We start from the raw sequence: 23,051 nt of genomic DNA, 5'->3' as shown, positions 1-23,051 counted from the left end.
GTCCGGTGGGTGTCGTTCAGGATGCCGGGACGGTGAAGCCCGGGATCAGGTCGGGGTTCTCGGCGTACACCTCTTCGAGGAGCGAGGTGTCGAACATGCTCGGGTCGGCCGTGATGCCGGCGGCGGCGAGCGAGGAGACCGCCTGGTCGATGAGATCGGGCGTGAGCGTGAAGATGCCGTTCTTCACGGTGTCCTTGGTGAGCATGAACGAGGGCAGCACGCCCGCGGAGTCGACCTGCAGCTGGCGGTCGAGGCCGTTGTCGGCGCCGCCGTGCTTCATCGCGATGTCGGCGATGGCATCCGTGCCCTTGTCGAGGGCGGTGTTCCAGCCCTCGATGCTCGCCTTCATGATGGCTTTGAGCTCGTCGCGGTTCTCGCTGAGCGCCTTTTCGCTGACCACGACCGCGTCTCCGAACTGGGCGTAGTTCGCGTCGGCGAACGACATGGTCACGACGTCGCCGCCGGCGTTCTTGACCGCGATCGGGTAGTTGGTCAGGAAGCCGATGAGGGCGTCGACCTCACCGTTCATGAGCGGGTCGATGCCGCTGGGCACCGAGACGAACTCGACGGTGTCGGAGGGCAGGTCGTTGGCCTCGAGTACCGCTTCGACGGCGAGCTTGCCGCCCGCGTCGACGCCGATGCGCTTGCCCTTCAGGTCGTCGACGGTGCGGATGGGGTTGGCCGCGAGCGAGACGAAGCCCACGGGGTTCTTGACGAACTGGGCCCCGATGATCTTCAGGCCGGCGCCGTCGTTGATCGCCCCGGTGATGCCGGTGAGATCGGACGCGAGGCCGATCTGCGCCTGACCGCCGAGGACGAGGTCCCACGAGTTGGTGTTGCCGCCGCCGGCGATGAGGTCGACGCCGTCGAACCCGGCGTCGGTGTAGTCGCCGTCGTCCTCGCCGAAGTAGTAGCCGGCGAATTCGTAGTTCTTGATCCAGCTGAGGGCGACGCTGGCGGTGCCGAACGAGTCCGACGATGCGTCGCCGGACGATGCGGCGGGCGAGGCGCAGCCGCTGACGGTCAGGGCAAGGAGCAGGGCGCCGGCCGCGCCGACGGTGACGCCCCGGCGGCGGCGGCGCGCGGTGCGAGTGGGCGACGAGGGAGCGGGGAGCGGGGCGGTGCGAAGGTGTGACATGTCGGGAGCCTCCGTATCGGTGAGTGTCCCGCCAATGTAAATGTTTTACTTTTCGTGAAGAGGCCGGTGATGTGTCGTTTGCGTTTCGTGGCTCTGGATCGCGCGTGCGGTCGGAACGTGGCGGAGCCGGCCGCCCTCCCTCGCCGGCGGTACCCGCGCCCGGCTCTCAGGTGCGACTGCGGCGTCCTCGCCGGGCGCGCGCGGGTCAGCCGTCCGCGGCGTCGGAGCGCCGCGGTATCCCCAGATCGAGGGCGTCAGCCGTTCGCGTGGCGATCCAGGAACGCGAAGACCTCGGCGTCGTCGACGCCGGGGAACATGCCGCGGGGCAGGGGCGAGAACATGTGCCGGTGCACCCGTGCGCTCGGCCAGGCCTTGCCCTGCCAGCGTTCGGCGGCTTCGGCGTCGGGGCGTCGGCAGCACGACTCGTCGGGGCAGCGCGACACGCCCCGTTTCGACGTCTCGCGTCCACGGAACCACCGCGCATCGTCGAACGGCACGCCCACGGTGATCGAGAAGTCGCCGTCGCTGGTCGTGCCGGTCTGCGTCGAGCACCAGAAGGTCCCCGCGGGAGTGTCGGTGTACTGGTAGTGCTCGGTGGTGCGGTTGTGTTCGGCGAATGCCGACCGCGCCGAGAACTTCTTGCAGACGACTTGTCCCTCCACGGATCCGGTCACATCCGTCGGCAGGGGAAGTCCGTCGTTCTCGTATACGCGTGAGATCGCGCCGTCGCCGTCGACGCGCAGGAAATGCAGCTTGATGCCGAGGTGCGTCGTCATGAGGTTCGTCATGCGCATCGCGGCGGCCTCGTGAGTGACGCCGAAGGCGTCGCGGAAGTCCTCGACGGCGAGGTTGCGGTCTTTCTTCGCCTGCGCGAGGAAGGCGACCGAGCTCGTCTCGGGCATGAGGCAGCACGCGGCGTAGTAATTGATCTCGAGGCGCTGCTGCAGGAAGTCGGCGTAGTCGGTGGGCGGTCGATGCCCGAGCAGGCGGTGGGCCATCGCCTGCAGGGCCATCGACCGCAGGCCGTGCCCGCCGGGGATGGAGGCGGGCGGAAGGTAGATGCGGCCGTTCTCGAGGTCGGTGACCGAGCGGGCCGAGTGCGGCAGGTCGCTGACGTAGAGGAGGTCGAACCCGAGCTGCTCGGCCATGATGCTGACGGTGCGGTGCGTGAGGGCGCCGGTGGTGTGCCCGGCTGCTTTGAGCTGCTTCTCGGCGAGGCGCTCGATCTCGGGGAGATGGTTCGCCGTCTCGCGCATGCGCAGGCGCAGCTCGGTGTTCGCGCGGCGGGCCTCTTCGGGGCTGGCGATGGTGGCCCGCTCCCGACGCTGCAGCTCGCGGTGCAGGCCGAGCACGGCTTCGATGGTGTCGTCGCTCGTGCCCTTCGTGACCTTGACCGGGGGGATGCCGAGCTGGCGGAAGAACGGGCTGGTCTGGGCCCGATCGAGTTCGATCTCCAGGGCCGCGCGTCGGTTCGGCGGCTCGCTCGAGAGCAGCTCGGTCACCTCGGTCTCGGTCGCGCGGGCGATCTCCTGCAGGAGAGACAGCTTGGGTTCGCGCTTGCCGTTCTCGATGAGGCTGAGCTGGCTGCCCGCCACACCCACCAGCGCGCCCAGCTCGTCGAGTGTGAGCCCCCGAGACAGGCGGTGGTGACGGATGCGATGACCCAGGGTGGTGAGCTCGAACGACGACGCCATTCCTTGACCATAGCGAAAGAAACCGAATTCTTGCCAGACATTTCGTTGGAAAAGGGGGCCTGGAACCCCCCACCATGGAGGAACGACACCGAGTTTGCTCTCAACCGAGGAGAACGACATGGCTCTCGCCGACATCTTCAGCTCCACTCCGCGCACCGCCGCGCCCGCCGCTCGCACTCCCCGCCCCGGACACGGAGTCCGTCCGGCCGTCCAGGGCCCGGGTCTCGCCGCTCTCACCGCCTGGGTCGACCAGGTCGCGGCCCTCACGCAGCCCGACCGCATCCACTGGGTCGACGGCTCCGCCGCCGAGAACGACGCGCTGCTGCGCGAGATGGTCGACGAGGGCAAGCTCATCAAGCTCAACCCCGAGTGGCGTCCCGGTTCGTACCTGGCCCGCTCGCACCCCGGCGACGTCGCTCGTCTTGAGTCGCGCACCTACATCGCCTCCGAGAGCGAAGAGGATGCCGGGCCCACCAACAACTGGATCGCCCCGGCCGAGATCCGGGAGACGCTGAACGGCGTCTTCGAGGGCTCGATGCGCGGGCGCACGATGTACGTCGTGCCCTTCTCGATGGGCGCGGTCGGCGGCCCCCTCAGCCACATCGGCGTGCAGATCACCGACAGCGCCTACGCCGTGGCATCCATCGGTGTCATGACGCGCGTGGGCACGGCGGTGCTCGAGCAGATCGCCCAGGGCGCCCCGTGGGTGAAGACCGTCCACTCCGTCGGTGCCCCGCTCGCGCCGGGCGAGGCCGACGTCACCTGGCCCTGCAACGACGAGAAGTACATCGTGCACTTCCCCGACACCCTCGAGGTGTGGTCGTTCGGCTCGGGCTACGGCGGCAACGCGATCCTGGCGAAGAAGTGCTTCGCCCTGCGTATCGCCTCGGTCATCGGCCGCGACGAGGGCTGGCTCGCCGAGCACATGCTGCTCATCCGCGTGATCGACCCGAAGGGCAAGGCCTACCATGTGGCGGCGGCTTTCCCGTCGGCCTGCGGCAAGACCAACCTCGCGATGCTGCGCCCCACCATCCCCGGTTGGCGCGTCGAGACCCTCGGTGACGACATCACGTGGATCCGCCCCGGCGAAGACGGGCGCCTGTGGGCCATCAACCCCGAGGCCGGCTTCTTCGGCGTCGCCCCGGGCACGGGGGAGTCGACCAACGTCACCGCGATCGAGACGCTGTGGGGCAACACGATCTTCACGAACGTGGCGCTGCGCCCCGACGGCGACGTGTGGTGGGAGGGCCTGACCGACGAGGCGCCGCCGCACCTGACCGACTGGCAGGGCAACCCGTGGACGCCCGCGTCGGGCCGCCCGGCCGCGCACCCCAACTCCCGCTTCACGGTCGGCGCCGCGCAGTGCCCGCAGATCGCGGAGGACTGGGAGGCTCCCGAGGGCGTGCCGCTCGACGTCATCCTGTTCGGCGGTCGACGCGCGACGAACGTGCCGCTCGTCGTCGAGGCCACCGACTGGTCGCACGGCGTCTTCATCGGCTCGACGGTTTCTTCGGAGAAGACCGCCGCGCAGGAAGGCACGGTCGGCGAGCTGCGCCGCGACCCCTTCGCGATGCTGCCCTTCTGCGGCTACAACATGGGCGACTACTTCGGTCACTGGCTGAGCGTCGGGCAGAAGCTGCGCTTCGATCGTGCGCCGCGCATCTTCCAGGTCAACTGGTTCCGCAAGGGTGACGACGGCCGCTTCCTCTGGCCCGGCTTCGGCGACAACGCCCGCGTCATCGACTGGATCATCCGCCGGGTCGACGGTCAGGTCGACGCCGTGGAGAGCCCCATCGGACGTCTGCCGAAGATCGAGGACCTCGACCTGTCGGGCCTCGACCTGCCGGCCGCCGACCTCGTCGAGCTGTTCTCGGTCGACGCCCGCTCGTGGCTGGCCGAGGCCGACATGACCGAGGAGTTCTACGACACCTTCGGCTCGCACCTGCCGGCGGCGCTCCGCGCCGAGCTCGCGTCGCTGCGGTACCGCCTGCAGCGGGCCTGATTCCGCTCGCTCCGCCCCGCCGTCTCGCGGCGGCGGAGCGAGCGTCTCGACTCGACGCCCCTCCCGTTCTTGGCGCGCGGGAGGGGCGTCGTCGTGCGCGCGCGTTCCGGGCCACGCGCGCGCAGCGGCCAGGCCCGCACGGTCACGCGTTCCGCGTCATGCGCGCGGTCAGGCCCGCACGGCCACGCGTTCCGCGTCGTGCGCGCGGTCAGGCCCGCACGGTCACGCGTTCCGCGTCATGCGCGCGGTCAGGCCCGCACGGTCACGCATAAACGCTGTCCGCGCGCAGAAACGCGAGCACAGCGCGTTTGTGTACGCAGATCGCGTTTATGGCGCGTTCTCGGCGCCGGCGGGGTTACGCCGCGACCGCCCGGGCCTCAGACCAGAAGCTGGTGCTTCGCCAGGTCGCGGTACAGGGGAGTGGATGCCACGAGCTCGCTGTGCGTGCCCTGGCCGACGACGCGGCCGTCTTGCAGCACGACGATGAGGTCGCTGTCGACGACCGTCGAGAGGCGGTGCGCGATCACGAGCAGTGTCCGGTCGGTCGCGACGGCGTCGATCGCCTCGCGCATGCGCTGTTCGTTGACGCCGTCGAGCGACGAGGTCGATTCGTCGAGCAGCAGCACCGGGGGAGCGGCCAGCAGCGCTCGCGCGATGGCGAGGCGCTGACGCTCGCCGCCCGACAACATGACGCCGTCCTCGCCGACGGGGGCGTCGACGCCGAGGGGATTCCGCTCGAGCACGTCGCCGAGGTTCACCGCGCGCAGCACCCGCTCGCAGTCGGCGTCGGATGCCGCGGGTGAGGCGAGGCGCAGGTTGTCGGCGATCGTGCCGGCGAGTGTCGGGGCGTCTTGCTCGACGTACCCGAAGCGGGCGCGCAGCTCGTCGCGCGGAAGGTCGCGGGCGTCGATGCCGTCGATCAGCACGGTGCCGTCGGTCGGGTCGTAGAAGCGCTCGACGAGCGAGAGGATCGTGCTCTTGCCCGCACCCGACGGGCCCACCAGCGCGACCCGCGACCCGCGGGGCACGGTGAACGACACGCCCCGCAGCACCTCGTCGTCCGTCTCGGCGGGCAACTCGCCGGCGTCCAGGTGCACGTCGGCCAACACAGAACGCGCTTCTTTCGCCGCGGCCTCGCGCGCCTTGACGACGTGATCCGGGTAGCGGAACCGCACATCGCGGAAGGCGATCGCCGCGGCATCCGTCGTCCGCGGTCCGCTCGCCGCGGGCGCGTCTTTGACCGTGGCGGATGCCTGCGGCTGCGAGGGGGCGCCGGCCGACGAGGTCGCGCGTACCCGGTCGTCATCGTCTTCGAGGGGCAGGTCGAGCACTTCTTGGATGCGCCCCAGTGCGCCCAGTGCCTGGTTCACCGACGTGATGGCCCCGACAGCCGAGGCCAGCGGCTGCACGAGCAGGAACAGGAAGATCACGAAGGTGACGAGGGAGGCGACGTCGATGGCGCCGGATGCCACGCGGTACCCGCCGACGCCGAGCACCACCAGCAGCGAAACCTGCAGGGCGACGAAGGCGATCGGCACGATGAGGGCCGACACCCGCGCGATGCGCACACCGGCCTCGTAGGCCGCGGTGGCGGCGCCGGTGACGGCGGCTGTTTCGCGGTCGGTGGCGCCGGCGGCACGGATGGTGCGGATCGAGCCCACCGCCCGCTCGACTCCCGACGACAGTTCGCCCGCCTTGGCCTGCTGCGCGGCGGATGCCGAGCGGATCCGCGTGCTGAGCAGCACGACGACCGCCAGAGAGGTGCCCACGACCACGACGATGAGTGCGAGCAGCAGTGGGTCGATGAACGCCATCGCGATGACCGCGCCGACGAGGATGAGCGCGTTGCCCACGGCATCCGCGAAGCCCTGCGTGAGCACCGCGTAGAGCAGTGTCGTGTCGGTGCCGACTCGCGAGACCAGGTCGCCGGTGCGGCGCGCGTCGAACTCGCTGACCGGCAGGCGCAGGATGCGGGCGATGAGCCGCTTGCGCGACGAATACACCACCGCGGTGCCGGTGCGCTGCAGCAGGTAGTGCTGGAACCCCGAGATCACCGACGACACCACGACGAAGCCCACGAGCAGCCACACGAGGGCGCCGAGGGGCACGGCGTTCTGAACGCGCGAGATGACCTGTCCCACGAGCAGCGGCTGGGCGAGCGTGGTGGCGGCCCCGAGCACGCTCAGCACCGCGACGACGACGAGGGTGCGCGTGTGTTCGAGCAGGAAGGGCAGAAGCTGACGGAACGACGCGCGCGGGCCCTCGGGCACGCGGCGACCGCGCCGACCGCGCCCGGAAGCGGGAGAAGACATGCAGACCTCGGGAAGGGAAATGGGGTTGCTTCGACCGTACCTCTCGCCGCTATGCGCGGGCGGCAGCGCACACCTCCTGCAGCGACAGCATCGCGCGCACCCCCAGCGCCGGTCTGCACCGTTGTGCAGGAGATGTGCGCGCGCCGGCCCGGGCCGCGCAGGTAGAGGGGAGTCGAGGGGACAGTCGGGTGGCGCACACCTCCGGCGAGAACGCCCCGCGCGGCCTGCCACGACCCGCCGGCCCGGGCCGCGCAGGTGAAGGGGAGTCCGGGGGACTGGCGGGTGGCGCACACCTCCGGCGAGAACGCCCCGCGCGGCCTGTCATGACCCGCCGGCATCGAATCTGCAGGAGTCGTGCCCGATCCGACGCCGAGAACGACGGATGCCACGAGGCCGAGGCCCCGTGGCATCCGATGTCCCGTCAGACGGCGGGTTACGGCGCGATCGCTCCGGCGGCGATGTTGTCGTCGTAGTCGACGTCTTTGGTCTCGGGCGAGAGCACCAGGGCGATGAGGGTGAGCACACCCATGGCCGACAGGTAGAGGCCGACCAGCCACGGGTTGCCCTCGCCGGTCGCCCAGAGCGCCACCGCGACGATGGGGGCCAGGGCCGCGCCGAGGATCGACGAGACGTTGTACGAGATGGCCGAACCGGTGTAGCGGGTGTTGGTCGGGAACAGCTCGGGCAGCACCGCGCCCATGGGACCGAACGTCGAGCCCATCAGCAGGAAGCCGAACACGAGGAACGCCTGCACGAGCGCGCCCGTGAACTTCGGATCGGCGTGCGGCAGCAGGAAGACCGAGAACGTCAGACCGAACACGATGATCGCGATGGTCACGCCGATGAGCAGGCGCTTGCGGCCGATCGCATCGGCCACGGGGCCCGACAGCATCGTGAAGACGCCGAAGAACACCACGCCGATGATCTGCATGATCACGAAGTCGGTGTACCCGAAACCGAGCCCCGGCACGTAGGCGGCGGCGTCAAACGCGGTGCCGGCTTTCTCGGCTGCGGCGGCGGCGCCCTCGAGCGTGGGCTTGGTGCCGTACGAGAGCGTGAAGCTCGTCATCAGGTAGAACAGCACGTACGTCGCCAGCATGATGAACGTGCCGAGGATCAGCTGCTTCCAATTGCGGCGCACGACCTCGCCAAGGGGGAACTTGCGGATCGCACCGCTCTTCTCGGCCTTGGCGAACGACTCGCTCTCGACGAGCTTGAGGCGTACGTACAGGCCCACGATGACCATCACGGCCGAGAACAGGAACGGCACGCGCCAGCCCCAGGCGAGGAACTCCGCCGAGCGCTGCGCGGTGCCGTCGGGGTGCGGCAGGGCGAAGTTGATGACGAGGAACACCGTGTTGGCGATGATGAAGCCGATCGGGGCGCCCAGCTGCGGGAACGTGCCGAACAGGGCGCGCTTGCCCTTCGGGGCGTTCTCGGTCGCGACGAGGGCCGCACCCGACCACTCGCCACCGAGGGCGAAGCCCTGCGCGAGGCGCATGATCAGCAGCAGCACGGCCGCCCAGACGCCGATCTCGTTGAAGGTGGGCAGGCAGCCGATGAGGAAGGTCGCGACACCCATCGTGAGAAGGGATGCCACGAGCGTCGCCTTGCGTCCGAAGCGGTCGCCGAAGTGGCCGAAGACGATGGCGCCGAGGGGGCGCGCGACCATGGCGGCGCCGAAGACGCTGAACGACAGCAGCAGCGAGGTGGTGTCATTGCCCGTGGGGAAGAACAGCACGGGGAAGACCAGCACCGCGGCCGTGGCGTAGGCGTAGAAGTCGTAGAACTCGATCGTCGTGCCGACGAGGCTCGCGGTGATGACACGCGAACGCGGATTGGCCGGGACGGCGGCGGAGCGGGTGGTGGGGGATGAGGAGGTCATGAGCGCCTGACGAGAGGGTCGAACGGTCGCGTCCGGGGTCGGACGCGGCGGTGTCGCGCGCGCTCGCGGGGGTGGATGCGGGCGTGGAGGCGAAGAATCACCGGGACGTCCCCGCGTCAGGGGCGTCAGACCCTCCAGTCTATGCGTGCGCTGAGCGGACAATGGGCGCCGTCGCCCGGGCGGCCACGGGATCCGCGGCCGACGGGTGAGCGGACCTGCGTCCGGGCGCTCGAGCTTCATCGCCCACGGATTCCGCTGTCTGCCGGGTGAGCGAGACGGCGTCCGGGCGATCAGCGCCAGATGACCGCCAGCGCTGCGTTGAGCAGGGTCAGGATGCCGATGAGCCAGAAGATCGCGGAAGGCAGCGCGTCCGTGCGCTTCTGTCGAGCCGACCCGATACCGAGCAGGGCACCGATGACGAGCAGCACGACCAGCTTGATCGCGATCTTCGGGTAGTTCAGGTCGTGGTCGAGGCCCCAGGGGGCCGACAGAGCCAGGCCCGAGACCAGGGAGACACCCAGGGCGGGGTTCATCAGCCGGGTGATGCGGGTGCGGCGCGCCACGGCCTCGACGACCCACGCGCCGAACAGCACCGCGAAGCCGACGAGGTGCACGAGGATGACGACGTTGCGCAGGATCTCCATACCGGTCAGGTTATGGATGCCGTGCCGCGGTCGCCAGCAAGGCGGGCCTCACCGTGGGCCGCCGACATGAGGTCCCTGAGCCTGTCGAAGGGACCGGCCCCACGGTGACCCCGGTGGCTTCGACGGGCTCAGCCACCTCGTTGTGGGCGGCCGCCTGGGCTTGTCGAAGGGTCCGGCCGCGGGGCGTTCCGGTGGCTCGGCAGGCTGAGCCACCTCAGGCCCCGAGCCCGCCCGGTGGGCCGCGCTCAGCCGCGCAGCTCCCGCAACACCAGAGCCGTGCGGATCGCCGCGTCGGCGGCTTCCTCGCCCTTGTCCTCCTTGGATCCCTCGAGTCCCGCGCGATCGAGGCCCTGCTGCTCGTCGTCCAGTGTGAGCACACCGAAGCCGACGGGCTTGCCGGCGTCCAGCGCCACGCGCGTCAGGCCGTCGGTCGCCGCCGACGAGACGAACTCGAAGTGCGGCGTCCCTCCGCGGATGATCACGCCGAGGGCCACCACGGCATCCGCCCCGCCGTCGAAGGCGGCGCGCGCCGCGACGGGCAGTTCGAACGAACCGGGAACCCGCACGACGCGGTACGTCGCACCGGTGGCGTCCAAGACGCGCTTCGCCCCGGCGATCAGGCCGTTCGTGATGACCTCGTGCCAGGTGCCGGCGATGACGACGACTTTCAGGCCGGAGGCGTCGACGCCGCCGGTCTCAGGTGCTCCACTGCCGGCCATCAGACGCTCTCTTCCTTCATGTGCGCGAGCGCGTCGCGCAGGTCGTCCTCGGCGATCACGTGACCCATGCGGTCGCGCTTCGTCTCGAGGTACTGGTGGTTGTTGGGGCCGACGCCCACGAGCAGGGGCACCTGCTCGACGACGTCGAGGCCGAAGCTGCGCAACTGCGCGACCTTGTCGGTGTTGTTCGTGAGCAGACGCACCTGCTCGACGCCCAGGTCGGCGAGGATGCCGGCGGCGGCGGCGTAGTCGCGGGCATCGGCGGGCAGCCCCAGGGCCAGGTTGGCGTCGACCGTGTCGAGCCCGCGCTCCTGCAGGTTGTACGCGCGCAGCTTGTTGATGAGGCCGATGCCGCGTCCCTCGTGGCCGCGCATGTAGATGACGATGCCACCGTCGCGGTCGATGGTGTCGAGCGCGGCATCCAACTGGGGACCGCACTCGCACTTCAGCGAGCCGAACGCCTCTCCGGTCAGGCACTCGGAGTGCACGCGTACGAGCGGCGCCTTCTCGGTGAGGTCTCCGGAGACGACGGCGAGGTGGTCGGTGCCCGTCACACGATCTTTATAGGCGAGGAAGCGGAAGGTTCCGTGCGAGGTGGGCACGTTGGATTCGGCGCGCAGGCTCACGCGGCGCCGCGCCGGAGCAGCGGCGGGCAGCGGGTCGGTCTCGTTCAGGTGGGCGATGAGCTGCTCGATCGTGATGACCGGGATGCCGTCGCGCTCGCCGAGTTCGAACAGCCCGGGCAAGCGCATCATGCTGCCGTCTTCGGCGACGACCTCGGCGATCGCACCGACCGGCTCGAGTCCGGCGAGGCGCATGAGGTCGACGGCGGCCTCGGTGTGGCCCGCGCGTTCGCGCACACCGCCGTCGACGGCACGCAGCGGAAGCACGTGTCCGGGGCGGATGACGCTGGTCGGCACCGATGCGGGGTCGGCGAGCACGTTGAGCGTGCGGGCACGGTCGGAGGCGCTGATGCCGGTCGTCACGCCCGAGGCGGCGTCGACGCTCACGGTGTAGGCGGTACCGCGAGCGTCCTGGTTCACCTCGACCATGGGCGGCAGGTCGAGCCGGTCGGCCCACTCGGCGGGCATGGGGGCGCAGACGTAACCGCTCGACCAGCGGACCGTCCACGCCAGCCACTCGGGGGTGGCGAGCTGCGCCGAGATGATGACGTCGCCCTCGTTCTCACGGTTCTCGTCGTCGGCGACCAGGATCGGGCGTCCCTGACGCAGGGCCTCCAGGGCCTCGGGGATGGTGGACAGGCTCATGCGGAGCCCCTCTCGGTGTCGATGCTGCCGGGTGCGCCGGCGTCGGTGCGGAAAGCGAGCATGCGCTGCACATGGCGGGCCAGGATGTCGGTCTCGAGATTCACGGGGGTGCCCGCCTCGGCCGTGCCGAGCGTCGTCGCTGCGAGGGTCTCGGGGATCAGCGAGACTTCGAGCCACGGCTCGGGATTCGCGGCCTCGCTGACCGCGCTGACGGTGAGCGAGACGCCGTCGATCGCGATCGATCCCTTGTCGACGACGAGCGGTGCGAGATGAGCCGGGATGCCGACCCGCACGACGCTCCACTGGGCGCCCGGCCGCACCTCGCGCACGACCCCCGTGCCGTCGATGTGGCCTTGCACGATGTGCCCGCCGAGCCGGCCGTGGGCGGCGGTGGCGCGCTCGAGGTTGACCGCCCGCCCGGGCGAGACGCCCGCCAGCGTCGACACGTCGAGCGTCTGCTTCATCACGTCGGCGGTGAACCAGTCGTCGCCCTGGTCGACGACCGTGAGGCACACGCCGCTGACCGAGATCGAGTCGCCGTGGCCGGCATCCGATACCGACAGCGGCGCGCGCAGCGTGAGCCGCACGCCGTCGCCCGAGGGCTCGACGGCGGTGACGGCGCCGATCTCTTCGACGATTCCGGTGAACATCAGGCGTCTCCTCTGGTGTCGGGGGCGGCGTCGGCGCCGAGCGGTGCGGGTGCACTGCGGTCGTCGGCGGGGTGGGCGACGATCACGAGGTCGTCGCCCAGATTCTGGATGGATGCCACGACAAGCCGCCGCGCGTCGGCGATGCTCGCCACGCCGATGTCGCCGAGGGCGAGGCGCGAGCCGCCGATCAGCACGGGAGCGACGTACACGAGCACCTCGTCGGCGAGGCCCTCGCGCAGGAACGCGCTCGCCACGGTGGGTCCGCCCTCGACGAAGACGCGCTGTACGCCTCGCCCGGCGAGGTCGGCGAGCACGGCGCGCAGGTCGTGTGTCGCATAGAACAGCGGAGCGTGCGGGTGGCGGCGCACAGCGGCATCCGGAGCCGTCTCGCTCGCTCCGACGATGACCGGTACGGGCTGATGCTCGAGAAGCGACCCGTCGTCGGACCGCGCGGTCAGGGCGGGGTCGTCGCTACGGACCGTTCCAGTCCCCGCGACGATCGCGTCGGCCTGCGCACGGCGCGCGTGCACGTCGCGGCGGGCGTCGGGCCCGGTGATCCACTGGCTCGAGCCGTCCGCCGCGGCCGCCCGGCCGTCGAGGCTCTGCGCCCATTTGACGGTGACGTGCGGGCGACCGGTGCGCTGCAGCGTCACCCAGTCATGGACGAGCGCCGCGGCGGCGTCGGCCTCGACGCCGTTCTCGACGTCGACACCCGCAGCCCGGAGCCGGTCCGCGCCGCCCGCCGCGGCATCCGTGGGATCGTCGAGGGCGTAGACCACGCGGGCGACGCCCGCCTCGATGAGCGCGAGGGCGCACGGGCCCGTGCGGCCGGTGTGATTGCACGGCTCCAGAGTGACGACCGCGGTCGAGCCGCGCGCTTCGCCGGAAGCGAGCTGCGACAGGGCGTCGACCTCGGCGTGCGGGGTGCCCGCTCCGCGATGGAACCCCTCTGCGAGCACGTCGCCGGCCGGGGAGAGGATGACCGCGCCGACCTGCGGATTCAGACCGCGCGGGCCGCGCCGGGCGAGCAGGAGTGCTCGCCGCATGGCGTCGATCTCGACGGCGGATGCCATTTCCCTGTCCTTCCCGAGGTGTCGGGGCAGGATCAGCGGGATGGCGCGTAACGCCCTCCGTGCTGCCTCCTATCCGGACTAGCGACGAATTACCCGTCGCATCACCGTCGGTTCCGGAGTTCCACCGGATCGGCCCCACCGCATGACGCGGAGGGGTTCGCGGACTGTCACCGCCGGTTCGGATTCCCACCGACCCCGGAGCACGTTGTTGCACTTCTGAGTGTAGTGAACGCGGCGGTGGCCGTTCCATTCCCCGAAACCGGAGGGAACACGGGCGGCGGCGGGGTGCGACTGCCTCCGTCGGCGGGATGCGACTCCGTTCGCACGGGCGGTGACCCGGCCGCGTCGTCGCCGACGACCGCAACGGAGGCGCAATCTATACCAAAGAATCTCGGGCGCGTCACCTTGTCGAAACTTTCAGGCCGTATTCTTATCGCTGGCGGGCATTCCTATTACTCCGCCCTGAGTTCTTGGCGAGGGTTGAGGAAATGGCTTTGAAGATCTTCCGTCCTGCGAGCGCGATGGTGGCCGTGGCCGCCGTGGTGCTGGCCGGCGTGGTCGGTGCGTCACCGGCGTCGGCCGCCACGCGCCCGGCGGGCGACTACATCATCGGGCTCGCCGACGGCGTCGACGCGCCCGCGCTCGCGGCACGCTACGGCGTCGATGTCGATGAGCGGTACACCGCCGCCCTGAACGGGTTCGCCGCGAGCCTCACGGCCGAAGAGGCGACCGCGCTGGCGAACGACAGCCGCGTCAGCATCCTGGCGGCCGACGTCGAAGTCGAGGGTTTCGCGCAGATGGACACCCCCACGCCGAAGACCGTGCAGGCCGACGCGCCGCCGGTCAGCGCGGGCGACGGGGTTCAGCAGCCGTGGACCGGTCCGGCTGTCGCCGTCATCGACTCGGGCGTCAACTCCCACGAGGACTACAAACCTGGCCGGAGCAGTGAACTGCCTCGGTTTCAGCGACGAGCGCGACGGCAACGGCCACGGCACCGGCGTCTCGGGATACATCGCCGCCTACGACAACAACGTGGGCACGGTGGGTGTCGCTCCCGGTGCGCCGATCTATTCGGTCCGTGTCATGGATGCCAAGAACAAGGGCACCATGTCGTCGCTGCTGTGCGGTGTCGACTGGGTCATCAAGAATGCAGCGACCTACAACATCAAGGTCGCCAACATGAGTCTCGGATTCGCCGGCGCGGACGACGGCAATTGCGGATACTCGAACGCCGACGCCCTTCACCAGGCGATCTGCACGCTGACGTCGCAGGGCGTCGTCGTGGTGGCGGGAGCCGGCAACGGGAACACCGACCTCGCGCGCGTGCTCCCCGGTGCCTACGACGAGGTGTTGACGGCCACCAACATGGCCGACTACGACGGTCGTCCGGGCGGATTGGCGGCGAGCCCGTGCGGGTACACCACGCTCGACGACACCCCTTGGAACAACACGAACTACGCGGTGTCCGCCGCGGACAAGGCCCACACTCTGGCGGCTCCCGGAACCTGTCCCTACACGACGCTGAAGGGCAATCGCTACGGGTACATCCAGTCGGGGACCAGCATGGCGACGGCCGTTCTCAGCGGTGTCGTGCTCGACTGCTTCACCACCGGGAGCTGCGCCGGCATGACCCCGCCGCAGGTCACCCAGCAGGTCATCGCTCAGGCATCGGCAGCCGACGCCAAGGGCCACACCTGGTTCGGCAGCCCGTCGGCAGCCGGCTCCTCGCCGAGCAAGTACTACGGCTTCCTCGCGACCGTGGCCCCCACGGGCTCCGGCCCGGTGCCGACGCCGACTCCGACGCCGACGCCCACCGCGTCGCCGACCCCGACGCCCACTGCGTCGCCCACCCCGACGCGCACACCGACGCCGACGCCGACGCCGACGCCGACTGCGACGCCGACCGCCTCGCCGACGCCGACCGCCTCGCCGACGCCGACCCCCTCGCCGACGCCGTCGAAGGACACGACCGCACCGACGACGTCCATCGTCAGCCCGGCCACGGGTGCGACGGTCACCGGACGCAATGACCTGGTCGCTTCGGCGAGCGACAACGTGGGCGTGACCGGCGTCAGCTTCTGGGCCGGCTCGACCAAGCTCGGTGACGCCGTGCGCGGCAGCGACGGGCTCTGGCGCACGACGCTCGACGCCAGCCAGTACCCCAAGGGCCGGTATCAGATCCGATCGCGCGCCGTGGATGCGGCCGGCAACATCGGGTGGAGCCCGATCGTGACGATCACGGTCTCCTGACCCGTTGACGACGGCGGCGGGCGGCACTTCGGTGTCGCCCGCCGTTGTCGTTTCCGCCAGTGCGTTGAGGCGCCTCGGCGGCTGGAGGAGCGGTGGTGCGGTGACGCGTTGCGCGGCAAGCGGTCGCACACATGCGCGGTGCTGCAGTGGGGCGACGGCGCGGTGCTGTGGCGGAGGGCGTGACGACGCCGCTCTCGATGCCGCCACGACCCCGCTCTCGGCGCCGCTCTCGGTTACGCCACGACCCCGTTCCCGGTGCCGCGATGGTGTCGCCGTCGGTGACGAACGGTCTCGCCGTAGAAGCTGCGGCCGCCGGGGGCTGTGATCTCGAGGTGCTACTTCAGCAGGCGCGACAGACGACGGTCGGCGAGCAGCTTCCCGCCCGTCTGGCAGGTCGGGCAGTACTCGAGGGAGTTGTCGGCGAAGAAGACGCTGCGCACCTCGTCGCCGCACGCCGGACACGCCTCGCCGCGCCGCCCGTGCACGCGCATGCCGCGTCTCTTGGCATCCTTGAGTTCAGCCGGGGGCTTGCCGCGGGCCGCCTCGACGGCCTCGGTGAGTGTGGTCGTCATCGCCGTGAACAGCCGGTCGACCTCGTCGTCGGTCAGCGAGGCGGCCAGGGCGTAGGGCGACATCTTCGCCGCGTGCAGGATCTCGTCGGAGTAGGCGTTGCCCACGCCGGCGATGATCGACTGGTCGCGCAGCACGCCCTTGATCTGCGTGCGGCGACCGGTGAGCAGCGCACCGAACTCTGCGCGGCCGAAATCGTCGTCGAGCGGGTCGGGCCCGAGGCGCGCGATGCCGGGCACGTCGTCGGGTGCGGTGACGGCATAGACGGCGAGCGACTTCTTGGTGCCGGCCTCGGTGAGGTCGAACCCGGAGCCGTCATCGAAGCCCACGCGCAGCGCGATGGGAGTCTTCCCCGGCTTGATCAGCGTCGTGGGCAGGGCGTCGTACCACCGCAACCATCCGGCCTTCGCCAGGTGGAACACGAGATGGATGCCGCCGTCGGTCGAGATGTCGACGAACTTGCCGTGCCGCTCGACTCCGCTGACCCGCGCGCCGACGAGGTCGGTCAGAGGAGGGGCATACGTCTTCAGCGCATTGATGGCCGACACCGTCGCCCTGTCGACGCAGAGCCCCGCGAGGCGCCCCCGCAGGAACTCGACAAGTCCTTCGACCTCTGGCATCTCCGGCATGCGCCCATCGTGCCACGCCCCTCCGACAGGGGAAGAGGCCTTGTGCCCCTCGGCATCCGCGAGGGCAGCCGTACGTCCGTGCAGAACTCCTGCGAAGTCGCGGGATTCGGGGGGGGGGGGGGGGGGGGGGGGGGGGGTCCTGGCCCGATCCGACGCGACCGGCAGGAGTGGTGTCGCCCAGGCGCACCGGCTGAGTTGTCCACAGACTGCGTCGTCGGCGCTCGCGACCGCCTCCGCCAGGAGACTCTCGACTGATGTGTGTCACGTCCGCCTCATACCGCGACCTCCGTGCCGAGGGTATGACCCGTGCCGACATCGATCGTTCTGTCCGCGCGGGCATGCTGGTTCGTGCTCGCCGTGACGTCTACCTGCCCGCTGAACTGCCGAGCGACGTTCTGCAAGCCGCGCAGCTCGGCGGCCGTCTGGATTGCCTGTCGCTTCTCCGCGCCCGCGGGATATTCGCGCACGAGGTCACGCAGGTCCATGTGCAGTTCGATCGCGGCGCGAGTCGTCTGCCGGCGCGGGGCGCAGAGGTTCGCGGTCACTGGCGCGAGAGCGCCGCACCGGCTCGAGCGACGCATGCGCCGCTGCGTGAGGCGCTCGTTCAATCCGCCTCGTGTCAGCCGCCGAGAAGCTTCATCGCTTCGCTGGACAGCGCGTGGAACCGGGGATTGATCGGAGCGCCTGACGTACGGCACGTCTTTCAGCTCCTGCCGCGCCGGTTCGGCCGGTTGGAGCGCGTGGTGGACGCATCTGCAGAATCCGGTCCCGAGACGATCGTGAGACTCATGCTGCGCAGCCTCGGGTTGCGGTGGAGGTCACAAGTTCGCATTCCGCGGGTCGGTCGGGTCGACTTCGTCGTGGAGAACCGGCTCATCATCGAGTGCGACAGCAGGGCTCATCATTCGTCGTGGGAAGCGCAACGCGAAGACCGTCGACGTGATCGCGTCGCCGCGGACGCGGGCTACTTCACCCTCCGGCTCATCACCGAAGAGATTCTGTATAAGCCCGATGCGGTGCGCGCCGCGATCACCGGCTTGAAACCTCGGCTCCGGCGATAGATCCCGAGGCGACGAGTCACGCGGGAGTTGTGTGCGCGGGAGGGCCGACGACCCGCGGGCTGAGGGGCGCGTCGCGACGCTGGGCGAGCACGACTCCTGCAATTCGCCGTCCTGCGCGGGCGTGAGCACCGGTCGCGCGCGATGTGCAGGAGTTGTGCGCGGAGCGCGCGAACAGCGATGTGTCGCGATGCCGGAACGACGATGCCCGCACGACAGTCGGTCGTGCGGGCATCGAGCGGAGCGGATCAGCCGCGGCGGAGCAGCCCGATGCGGTCGTAGACGTCGGCGAGGGTCTTCTCGGCGACGGATGCCGCCTTCTCGGCGTTCACGGCCAGCACACGGTCGAGCTCGGCGGGGTCGGCCAGCAGCTCGAGGGCGCGCTCGCGCACCGGCTCGAACTCGCTCACGACGACCTCGGCGAGGCCCTTCTTGAAGTCGCCGTATCCGCGACCGGCGTACTCGTCTTCGATCGAGCCGATCTCGCGACCGGTCAGGGCCGAGTAGATCACCAACAGGTTCGAGACGCCGGGCTTCTCGTCGCGGTCGAAGCGCACGGCGCCCTCGGAATCGGTGACCGCGCGCATGATCTTCTTGGCACTGGCTTTGGGGTCGTCGAGCAGCCACAGCACGCCCGCATCGGACTCCGCCGACTTCGACATCTTCGACGTGGGGTTCTGCAGGTCGTAGATGCGCGCCGTCTCGCGCTGGATGACGGGCTTGGGCACGGTGAAGGTCTCGCCGAAGCGCTGGTTGAAGCGCTCCGCGAGGTCGCGCGTGAGCTCGATGTGCTGCTTCTGGTCGTCGCCGACGGGCACGACGTCGGTCTGGTACAGCAGGATGTCGGCCGCCATCAGCACCGGGTAGGTGAAGAGGCCGACGTTGGTGGCATCCGTCCCGTACCGGGCCGACTTGTCTTTGAACTGGGTCATGCGACCCGCCTCGCCGAAGCCAGTGAGGGTCGAAAGCACCCACTGCAACTCGGCGTGCGCGGGCACATGCGACTGCACGTACAGCGTCGAACGGGAGGGTTCGATACCGGCGGCGATGTACTGGGCGGCGGTGCGACGGGTCTTCTCACGCCGCTCGGCGGGGTCGCCGGGCTGGGTCAGGGCGTGCAGGTCGACGACCGAGAAGAAGGCGTCGTATTGGTCTTGCAGGTCGCGCCACTGCAGCAGGGCCCCGATGTAGTTGCCGATCTGAAGGCTGTCGGCGGAGGGCTGCATTCCGGAGTAGAGGCGCTGCTGGGTCACCGTTCGATCCTAGGCGGCGGTGCGGTCTGAGCGAGCCCATGCTGTCGACGGGCCCCGTCGCCGCCACGCGCGTCTTTACGATGGATGCCATGCGTTCCCCCCGAAAGCTGCTGCCCGTCCTCGCCCTCGCCGCCCTCGTCGGCGTCACAGCCGGTTGCTCGTCGGCCGAACCCGCCGACGAGTGGTACACCGCTCCTCCCGCACAAGGCGCCCCCGCGCCCGACCAGGTGCAGGCCGACGGCAGCGTGGTGGGCGCAGGGGAGTGGGGTGCCGTCCGTTACCTCGCGACCGACGATGTCGAGACCGTGCTCGCGGTGAAGACGACCGCGCTCGTCGAGGGTGAGAAGGGCGCGTTCGCCGACGTGATGGTTCCCGGCGGCGACGACCTCAGCGAGGCGACGGCTTACTTCGTCAGCTACAGCTGGACCAACCTCACGGGTGACGAAGACTTCTCGCCCTCGCAGAACATGGTGGCCGGTGATCCGGATGCCATGACACTGTCGGTGCTCGAGAGTCTGCGCGGGTGCGAGCCCGCGGAGGGCCGCGAGCTCGGCGCCGGCCTGGGCACGGAGATGCGTGGATGCGTGGTGGTGGCGTCGACGTCGGGTCCGCCGACCTCGGTGGTGTTCCAGGGACCGCAGGGCAGCAGTAGCGACGTCAGCTTCACCGTCCCGGCGTCCTGACGGCGTTGCTCGACGGGCAGGCGGCCCGTCAGCCGCCGAGCGTGTAGTCGACGATGACGGGGGAGTGATCGCTCCAGCGCGTGTCGTACGACGGCGCGCGGTCGACGCGGTAATCGGTGACGCGTTCCGCGAGGGCGGGGGTGACGACGTGGTAGTCGATGCGCCAGCCCGAGTCGTTGTCGAACGCCTTGCCGCGCATCGACCACCACGTGTACGGACCCTCGACCTCGCCCGCGTGACGGCGTCCCACATCGACCCACCCCAGGCCGGTGCCGACGGAGCCGTCGACGCCCTCGACCTGCTCGCCGGCGGGTCCGAAGAAGCGGTCGAAATACGCGCGTTCTCGGGGCAGGAAGCCGGCGTTCTTGCGATTTCCGCGCCAGTTCTTGATGTCGAGCTCGCGGTGGCCCACGTTGAGGTCGCCCATGACCACCGCGAGCTCGGTCGTCGCGCCGAGCTCGGTGAGACGCTGCTCCATGGCATCACAAAAAGAGCCACTTCGCGTCTTGCTTGGGTGTGTCGACCTCGCCGCTGTGCACGTAGGCGCTGATGACCGTAACGGTCTCACCGTCGATGTCGAAGTCGGTCTCGATCCAGCGACCCGAGGCGTCGAGCGGTTCGGGGCCGAGGTGGGTTCGCGTCTCGACGCCGGGGAGGCGGCTGATGATGGCCACGCCCGCGCGGCCCTTCTGCAACGACTCGTCGTTGACGATCTGCCACCCGGGCAGGGCGTCGGCGAGCTGCTCAGCGGTGGCCCGTACCTCTTGCAGGGCGACGATGTCGGCGCCGGAGGCGTCGAGCCATTCGCTCATTCCCTTGCGGACGGCGGCACGGATGCCATTGACGTTGACGGAGACGATACGCACGGAACGAGCCACCCGATGAGCCTAACCGCGACCTCCGACATCGCTCTCGGCTCGACCGCCCCGACGTGGCATCCGTGCCGTGCACGCCGTCGATGCGACGGGCGGGGCGGGGGCGGAGGTCATTCCGGGATCAGCGACGCGCGCCGCGGCGCCGGCACGTCGGCCTCGGCGCGGGCCAGCGTGTTCTCGGCGGCCGAGAGCCGCCGGCGTGCCCGCCAACGCCATGGCCAGCGAGCGAGGGCGAGTGCCTTCTCCGCCTCGCGCACGCCCACCTGCGCGGCGATCACCAGCGCGGCCTGCTCCATCGCGCGGCGGTCCTCGGGGGATCGCAGCGGCACGTCGTTGTCGCCGGCCGCGACGGCGATCCACGCGGCCGAGACCAGGATCACGATGCCGATGAAGCGGAACCACAGCAGGAAACCGATGAGCACCGTGAACGTCGACAGCAGCGGGTTCGTGGGGGTGTAGACGACGAGGAAGCCGGCTCCGACCTGCAGCAGCACCATGCCGGTAGCTCCGACGAGGGCGCCGGGCCACGCGCGCCGCCACGACAGCGTCGTTCCCGTGAGGAAGCGGAACAGCGCGGCGAGGGCGACGGTGTTGATGCCGAAGGCGACGACCAGCGACACCGCCCGCGCGCCGAGGATCCACCCGGCGGTCTCGCGATCCCAGCCGATGAGGCTGAAGACGAGGTCGATCGCCCCGGTCGTCACCGTGCCCAGCAGAGCGCCGACCAACAGCGAGACGCCGAAGAGCACCGACGCCAGGAAATCGCGCGCCTTGAGCATGACGTAGTTGCGCATGTCGAACGGCAGCCCGAAGGTGTCGCGCACGGCGCGACGGGTGAAGGTGACGAAGCCGATGGCGGTCCAGACGACGACCACGACGGCGACGCTTCCGGTGATGGTGAGCAGACTGCCGCTCTGCTGCGTCGCCTCCTCGACCTGTTCGGGTTTGACGAGGCCGTTCTCGCTGATGAGGCCGGGGATGTAGCTGTTGACGATGCGGATGAGACCCTCGACCGCCATGCGGCTCCCGCCGAGCCACAGACCGACCGCCGCGAACGCCAGATACAGCGCCGAGAAGACGGCGAACAGCGCCTGATAACTCATCCCCGCCGCGAGCAGGAAGCCGTTGTGCTGCAGGAAGTGTCGCCACACCCGGATCGGGAACCATCGCGCGATCTTCGCCGCGCGGGCGATGGGCTGGTCGAGGCGGTCGCGGACGGCCGACTGGGCCGCCTCGAACCGTGCGCGCAGCGGAGCCTCGTCGTCGCGGACCGCGGGCAGCGGGCGCGCGTCGTGGCTGGTCTCGGTCACCCGTCGAGCCTACTGAGTGGATGCCACGACGCACGGCGCGTCGTCATGCGTCGTCCCCCGCTCGCAGACGTCGTGATGCTCGCGTTCTGCCGGCGAGCGTCCACGAGGAGGGGACGCTTCCGCGGGGAACGCGGCCGCCCGTCCGCAGTCGAGCGGAAACGCCGAACGGCGGGGCGCCGTCCCTTCGACAAGCTCAGGGACCGGCGCACCCGCCGTTCGAAAGGTGAGGGGTCAGCGACCGCCGCGGAGGACGGCCTGCTTGACCTCGGCGATGGCCTTGGTGACCTCGATGCCGCGGGGGCACGCCTCGGTGCAGTTGAAGGTGGTGCGGCAGCGCCACACGCCCTCTTTGTCGTTGAGGATGTCGAGACGCACATCGCCGGCGTCGTCACGCGAGTCGAAGATGAAGCGGTGGGCGTTCACGATCGCGGCGGGGCCGAAGTACTGCCCGTCGGTCCAGAACACCGGACACGACGAGGTGCACGCGGCGCACAGGATGCACTTGGTGGTGTCGTCGAAGATCTCGCGGTCGACGATCGACTGCACGCGCTCCTTGCCCGGCTCGGGCTTCGAGTTCGAGATGAGGAACGGCTGCACCTCGCGGTAGGAGGCGAAGAACGGCTCCATGTCGACGATGAGGTCCTTCTCGAGCGGCAGGCCCTTGATCGCCTCGACGTAGATGGGCTGCGAGATGTCGAGATCCTTGATCAGCGTCTTGCAGGCGAGGCGGTTGCGGCCGTTGATGCGCATGGCATCCGATCCGCAGATGCCGTGCGCGCACGAGCGGCGGAACGACAGCGACCCGTCGGTCTCCCACTTGATCTTGTGCAGCGCGTCGAGCACGCGGTCGGTGGAGTACAGCTCCACGTCGTAGTCGACCCAACGGGGTTCGTCGTCGACCTCGGGGTCGAATCGGCGGATGTTGAAGGTGACGAGGAACGACTGGATGCCGGTGTCGGCGGGAGCCTGCTCGATCTCGTCCGAGGTGTCCACTGAGGTCTCGGGTCCCTGAGCCTGTCGAAGGGCGGTGGATGCCAT

General features: G+C 69.9%; 17 protein-coding genes and 1 pseudogene. 4 read left to right on the top strand and 14 right to left on the bottom strand.

The window, feature by feature from the left end; all coding sequences use genetic code 11:
- Positions 1–16: 16 nt before the first annotated feature.
- Both QE410_RS12435 and QE410_RS12430 read right to left on the bottom strand, forming a co-directional pair.
- Positions 17–1,138 carry an ABC transporter substrate-binding protein gene (locus tag QE410_RS12435; protein WP_307332453.1) on the bottom strand — a complete coding sequence of 374 codons (1,122 nt, stop codon included), beginning with the start codon at positions 1,136–1,138 and terminating at the stop codon, positions 17–19.
- 254 nt (positions 1,139–1,392) lie between these two features.
- On the bottom strand, positions 1,393–2,832 hold the full coding sequence (locus tag QE410_RS12430; protein ID WP_307332451.1) for a helix-turn-helix transcriptional regulator: 1,440 nt from the start codon (positions 2,830–2,832) through the stop codon (positions 1,393–1,395).
- A 118-nt stretch (positions 2,833–2,950) separates the two neighbouring features.
- On the opposite strand from QE410_RS12430, the gene QE410_RS12425 reads away from it, so the two are divergent.
- Positions 2,951–4,834, top strand: coding sequence for a phosphoenolpyruvate carboxykinase (GTP) (locus tag QE410_RS12425; RefSeq protein ID WP_307332448.1), 1,884 nt, complete (start codon positions 2,951–2,953; stop codon positions 4,832–4,834).
- 377 nt (positions 4,835–5,211) lie between these two features.
- Here the strand turns inward: QE410_RS12425 and QE410_RS12420 are convergent, their stop codons facing one another.
- From QE410_RS12420 to ribD, 7 genes are all read right to left on the bottom strand, one after another.
- Entirely contained in the window at positions 5,212–7,146 is a 1,935-nt protein-coding gene (locus QE410_RS12420) for an ABC transporter ATP-binding protein (RefSeq protein ID WP_307332446.1), read from the bottom strand.
- A gap of 433 nt (positions 7,147–7,579) precedes the next feature.
- Positions 7,580–9,031 carry an MFS transporter gene (locus tag QE410_RS12415; RefSeq protein ID WP_307332443.1) on the bottom strand — a complete coding sequence of 484 codons (1,452 nt, stop codon included), beginning with the start codon at positions 9,029–9,031 and terminating at the stop codon, positions 7,580–7,582.
- Positions 9,032–9,321: 290 nt separating this feature from the next.
- Positions 9,322–9,675 (bottom strand): Fe-S protein, encoded by a 354-nt coding sequence (locus QE410_RS12410; protein ID WP_307332441.1) that lies wholly within the window; start codon positions 9,673–9,675, stop codon positions 9,322–9,324.
- 245 nt (positions 9,676–9,920) lie between these two features.
- On the bottom strand, positions 9,921–10,394 hold the full coding sequence (gene ribH / locus QE410_RS12405) for a 6,7-dimethyl-8-ribityllumazine synthase (RefSeq protein WP_307332439.1): 474 nt from the start codon (positions 10,392–10,394) through the stop codon (positions 9,921–9,923).
- Complete coding sequence (ribA, locus tag QE410_RS12400; RefSeq protein ID WP_307332437.1) at positions 10,394–11,662, bottom strand: GTP cyclohydrolase II; 1,269 nt, start codon at positions 11,660–11,662, stop codon at positions 10,394–10,396. Before ribA ends, ribH begins: the two co-directional genes overlap by 1 nt.
- Positions 11,659–12,312 carry a riboflavin synthase gene (locus tag QE410_RS12395; RefSeq protein ID WP_307332435.1) on the bottom strand — a complete coding sequence of 218 codons (654 nt, stop codon included), beginning with the start codon at positions 12,310–12,312 and terminating at the stop codon, positions 11,659–11,661. Before QE410_RS12395 ends, ribA begins: the two co-directional genes overlap by 4 nt.
- Positions 12,312–13,385, bottom strand: a complete 1,074-nt coding sequence (gene ribD, locus QE410_RS12390) for a bifunctional diaminohydroxyphosphoribosylaminopyrimidine deaminase/5-amino-6-(5-phosphoribosylamino)uracil reductase RibD (protein WP_307332433.1) — start codon at positions 13,383–13,385, stop codon at positions 12,312–12,314. The genes QE410_RS12395 and ribD overlap by 1 nt, the downstream gene beginning before the upstream one ends.
- A 945-nt stretch (positions 13,386–14,330) precedes the next feature.
- Here ribD and QE410_RS12385 point away from each other — a divergent pair.
- Positions 14,331–15,635: a S8 family serine peptidase gene (locus QE410_RS12385; protein ID WP_307332431.1), complete on the top strand. Its 1,305-nt coding sequence runs from the start codon at positions 14,331–14,333 to the stop codon at positions 15,633–15,635.
- A gap of 335 nt (positions 15,636–15,970) precedes the next feature.
- Here QE410_RS12385 and QE410_RS12380 read toward each other — a convergent pair whose 3' ends face one another.
- Positions 15,971–16,834 carry an Fpg/Nei family DNA glycosylase gene (locus tag QE410_RS12380; protein WP_307332429.1) on the bottom strand — a complete coding sequence of 288 codons (864 nt, stop codon included), beginning with the start codon at positions 16,832–16,834 and terminating at the stop codon, positions 15,971–15,973.
- A gap of 299 nt (positions 16,835–17,133) precedes the next feature.
- Between QE410_RS12380 and QE410_RS12375 the strand changes: the two genes are divergently transcribed.
- Complete coding sequence (locus tag QE410_RS12375; RefSeq protein WP_307332427.1) at positions 17,134–17,895, top strand: endonuclease domain-containing protein; 762 nt, start codon at positions 17,134–17,136, stop codon at positions 17,893–17,895.
- Positions 17,896–18,140: 245 nt separating this feature from the next.
- On the opposite strand, the gene trpS is transcribed toward QE410_RS12375, so the two are convergent.
- Positions 18,141–19,145: a tryptophan--tRNA ligase gene (gene trpS, locus QE410_RS12370; RefSeq protein ID WP_307332425.1), complete on the bottom strand. Its 1,005-nt coding sequence runs from the start codon at positions 19,143–19,145 to the stop codon at positions 18,141–18,143.
- An 89-nt stretch (positions 19,146–19,234) separates the two neighbouring features.
- Here trpS and QE410_RS12365 point away from each other — a divergent pair, with 89 nt between their 5' ends.
- Positions 19,235–19,828, top strand: a complete 594-nt coding sequence (locus QE410_RS12365) for a hypothetical protein (protein ID WP_307332422.1) — start codon at positions 19,235–19,237, stop codon at positions 19,826–19,828.
- Positions 19,829–19,856: 28 nt separating this feature from the next.
- Here QE410_RS12365 and QE410_RS12360 read toward each other — a convergent pair.
- The 3 genes and pseudogenes from QE410_RS12360 to QE410_RS12350 form a co-directional block, all read right to left on the bottom strand.
- A pseudogene (locus tag QE410_RS12360) lies at positions 19,857–20,640 on the bottom strand (exodeoxyribonuclease III).
- A 173-nt stretch (positions 20,641–20,813) separates the two neighbouring features.
- Positions 20,814–22,013 (bottom strand): YihY/virulence factor BrkB family protein, encoded by a 1,200-nt coding sequence (locus QE410_RS12355; RefSeq protein ID WP_307332419.1) that lies wholly within the window; start codon positions 22,011–22,013, stop codon positions 20,814–20,816.
- Between the two features lie 231 nt (positions 22,014–22,244).
- Positions 22,245–23,051: a succinate dehydrogenase iron-sulfur subunit gene (locus tag QE410_RS12350; protein WP_307332416.1), complete on the bottom strand. Its 807-nt coding sequence runs from the start codon at positions 23,049–23,051 to the stop codon at positions 22,245–22,247.

The sequence above is a fragment of the Microbacterium sp. SORGH_AS_1204 genome, from assembly GCF_030818935.1.
In the GTDB taxonomy this organism is placed as follows: domain Bacteria; phylum Actinomycetota; class Actinomycetes; order Actinomycetales; family Microbacteriaceae; genus Microbacterium.
Note: the sequence above shows the minus strand (reverse complement) of the source record. Positions and strands in the feature narration are given on the sequence as shown.

Coding starts and splice junctions, on each gene's coding strand:
- QE410_RS12415 (WP_307332443.1), bottom strand. CDS start 9,031: ATGACCTCCTCATCCCCCACCACCCGCTCCGCCGCCGTCCCGGCCAAT.
- QE410_RS12380 (WP_307332429.1), bottom strand. CDS start 16,834: ATGCCGGAGATGCCAGAGGTCGAAGGACTTGTCGAGTTCCTGCGGGGG.
- ribH (WP_307332439.1), bottom strand. CDS start 10,394: ATGGCCGGCAGTGGAGCACCTGAGACCGGCGGCGTCGACGCCTCCGGC.
- QE410_RS12375 (WP_307332427.1), top strand. CDS start 17,134: ATGACCCGTGCCGACATCGATCGTTCTGTCCGCGCGGGCATGCTGGTT.
- QE410_RS12365 (WP_307332422.1), top strand. CDS start 19,235: ATGCGTTCCCCCCGAAAGCTGCTGCCCGTCCTCGCCCTCGCCGCCCTC.
- QE410_RS12425 (WP_307332448.1), top strand. CDS start 2,951: ATGGCTCTCGCCGACATCTTCAGCTCCACTCCGCGCACCGCCGCGCCC.
- QE410_RS12430 (WP_307332451.1), bottom strand. CDS start 2,832: ATGGCGTCGTCGTTCGAGCTCACCACCCTGGGTCATCGCATCCGTCAC.
- QE410_RS12395 (WP_307332435.1), bottom strand. CDS start 12,312: ATGTTCACCGGAATCGTCGAAGAGATCGGCGCCGTCACCGCCGTCGAG.
- QE410_RS12410 (WP_307332441.1), bottom strand. CDS start 9,675: ATGGAGATCCTGCGCAACGTCGTCATCCTCGTGCACCTCGTCGGCTTC.
- ribA (WP_307332437.1), bottom strand. CDS start 11,662: ATGAGCCTGTCCACCATCCCCGAGGCCCTGGAGGCCCTGCGTCAGGGA.
- QE410_RS12435 (WP_307332453.1), bottom strand. CDS start 1,138: ATGTCACACCTTCGCACCGCCCCGCTCCCCGCTCCCTCGTCGCCCACT.
- ribD (WP_307332433.1), bottom strand. CDS start 13,385: ATGGCATCCGCCGTCGAGATCGACGCCATGCGGCGAGCACTCCTGCTC.
- QE410_RS12350 (WP_307332416.1), bottom strand. CDS start 23,051: ATGGCATCCACCGCCCTTCGACAGGCTCAGGGACCCGAGACCTCAGTG.
- QE410_RS12420 (WP_307332446.1), bottom strand. CDS start 7,146: ATGTCTTCTCCCGCTTCCGGGCGCGGTCGGCGCGGTCGCCGCGTGCCC.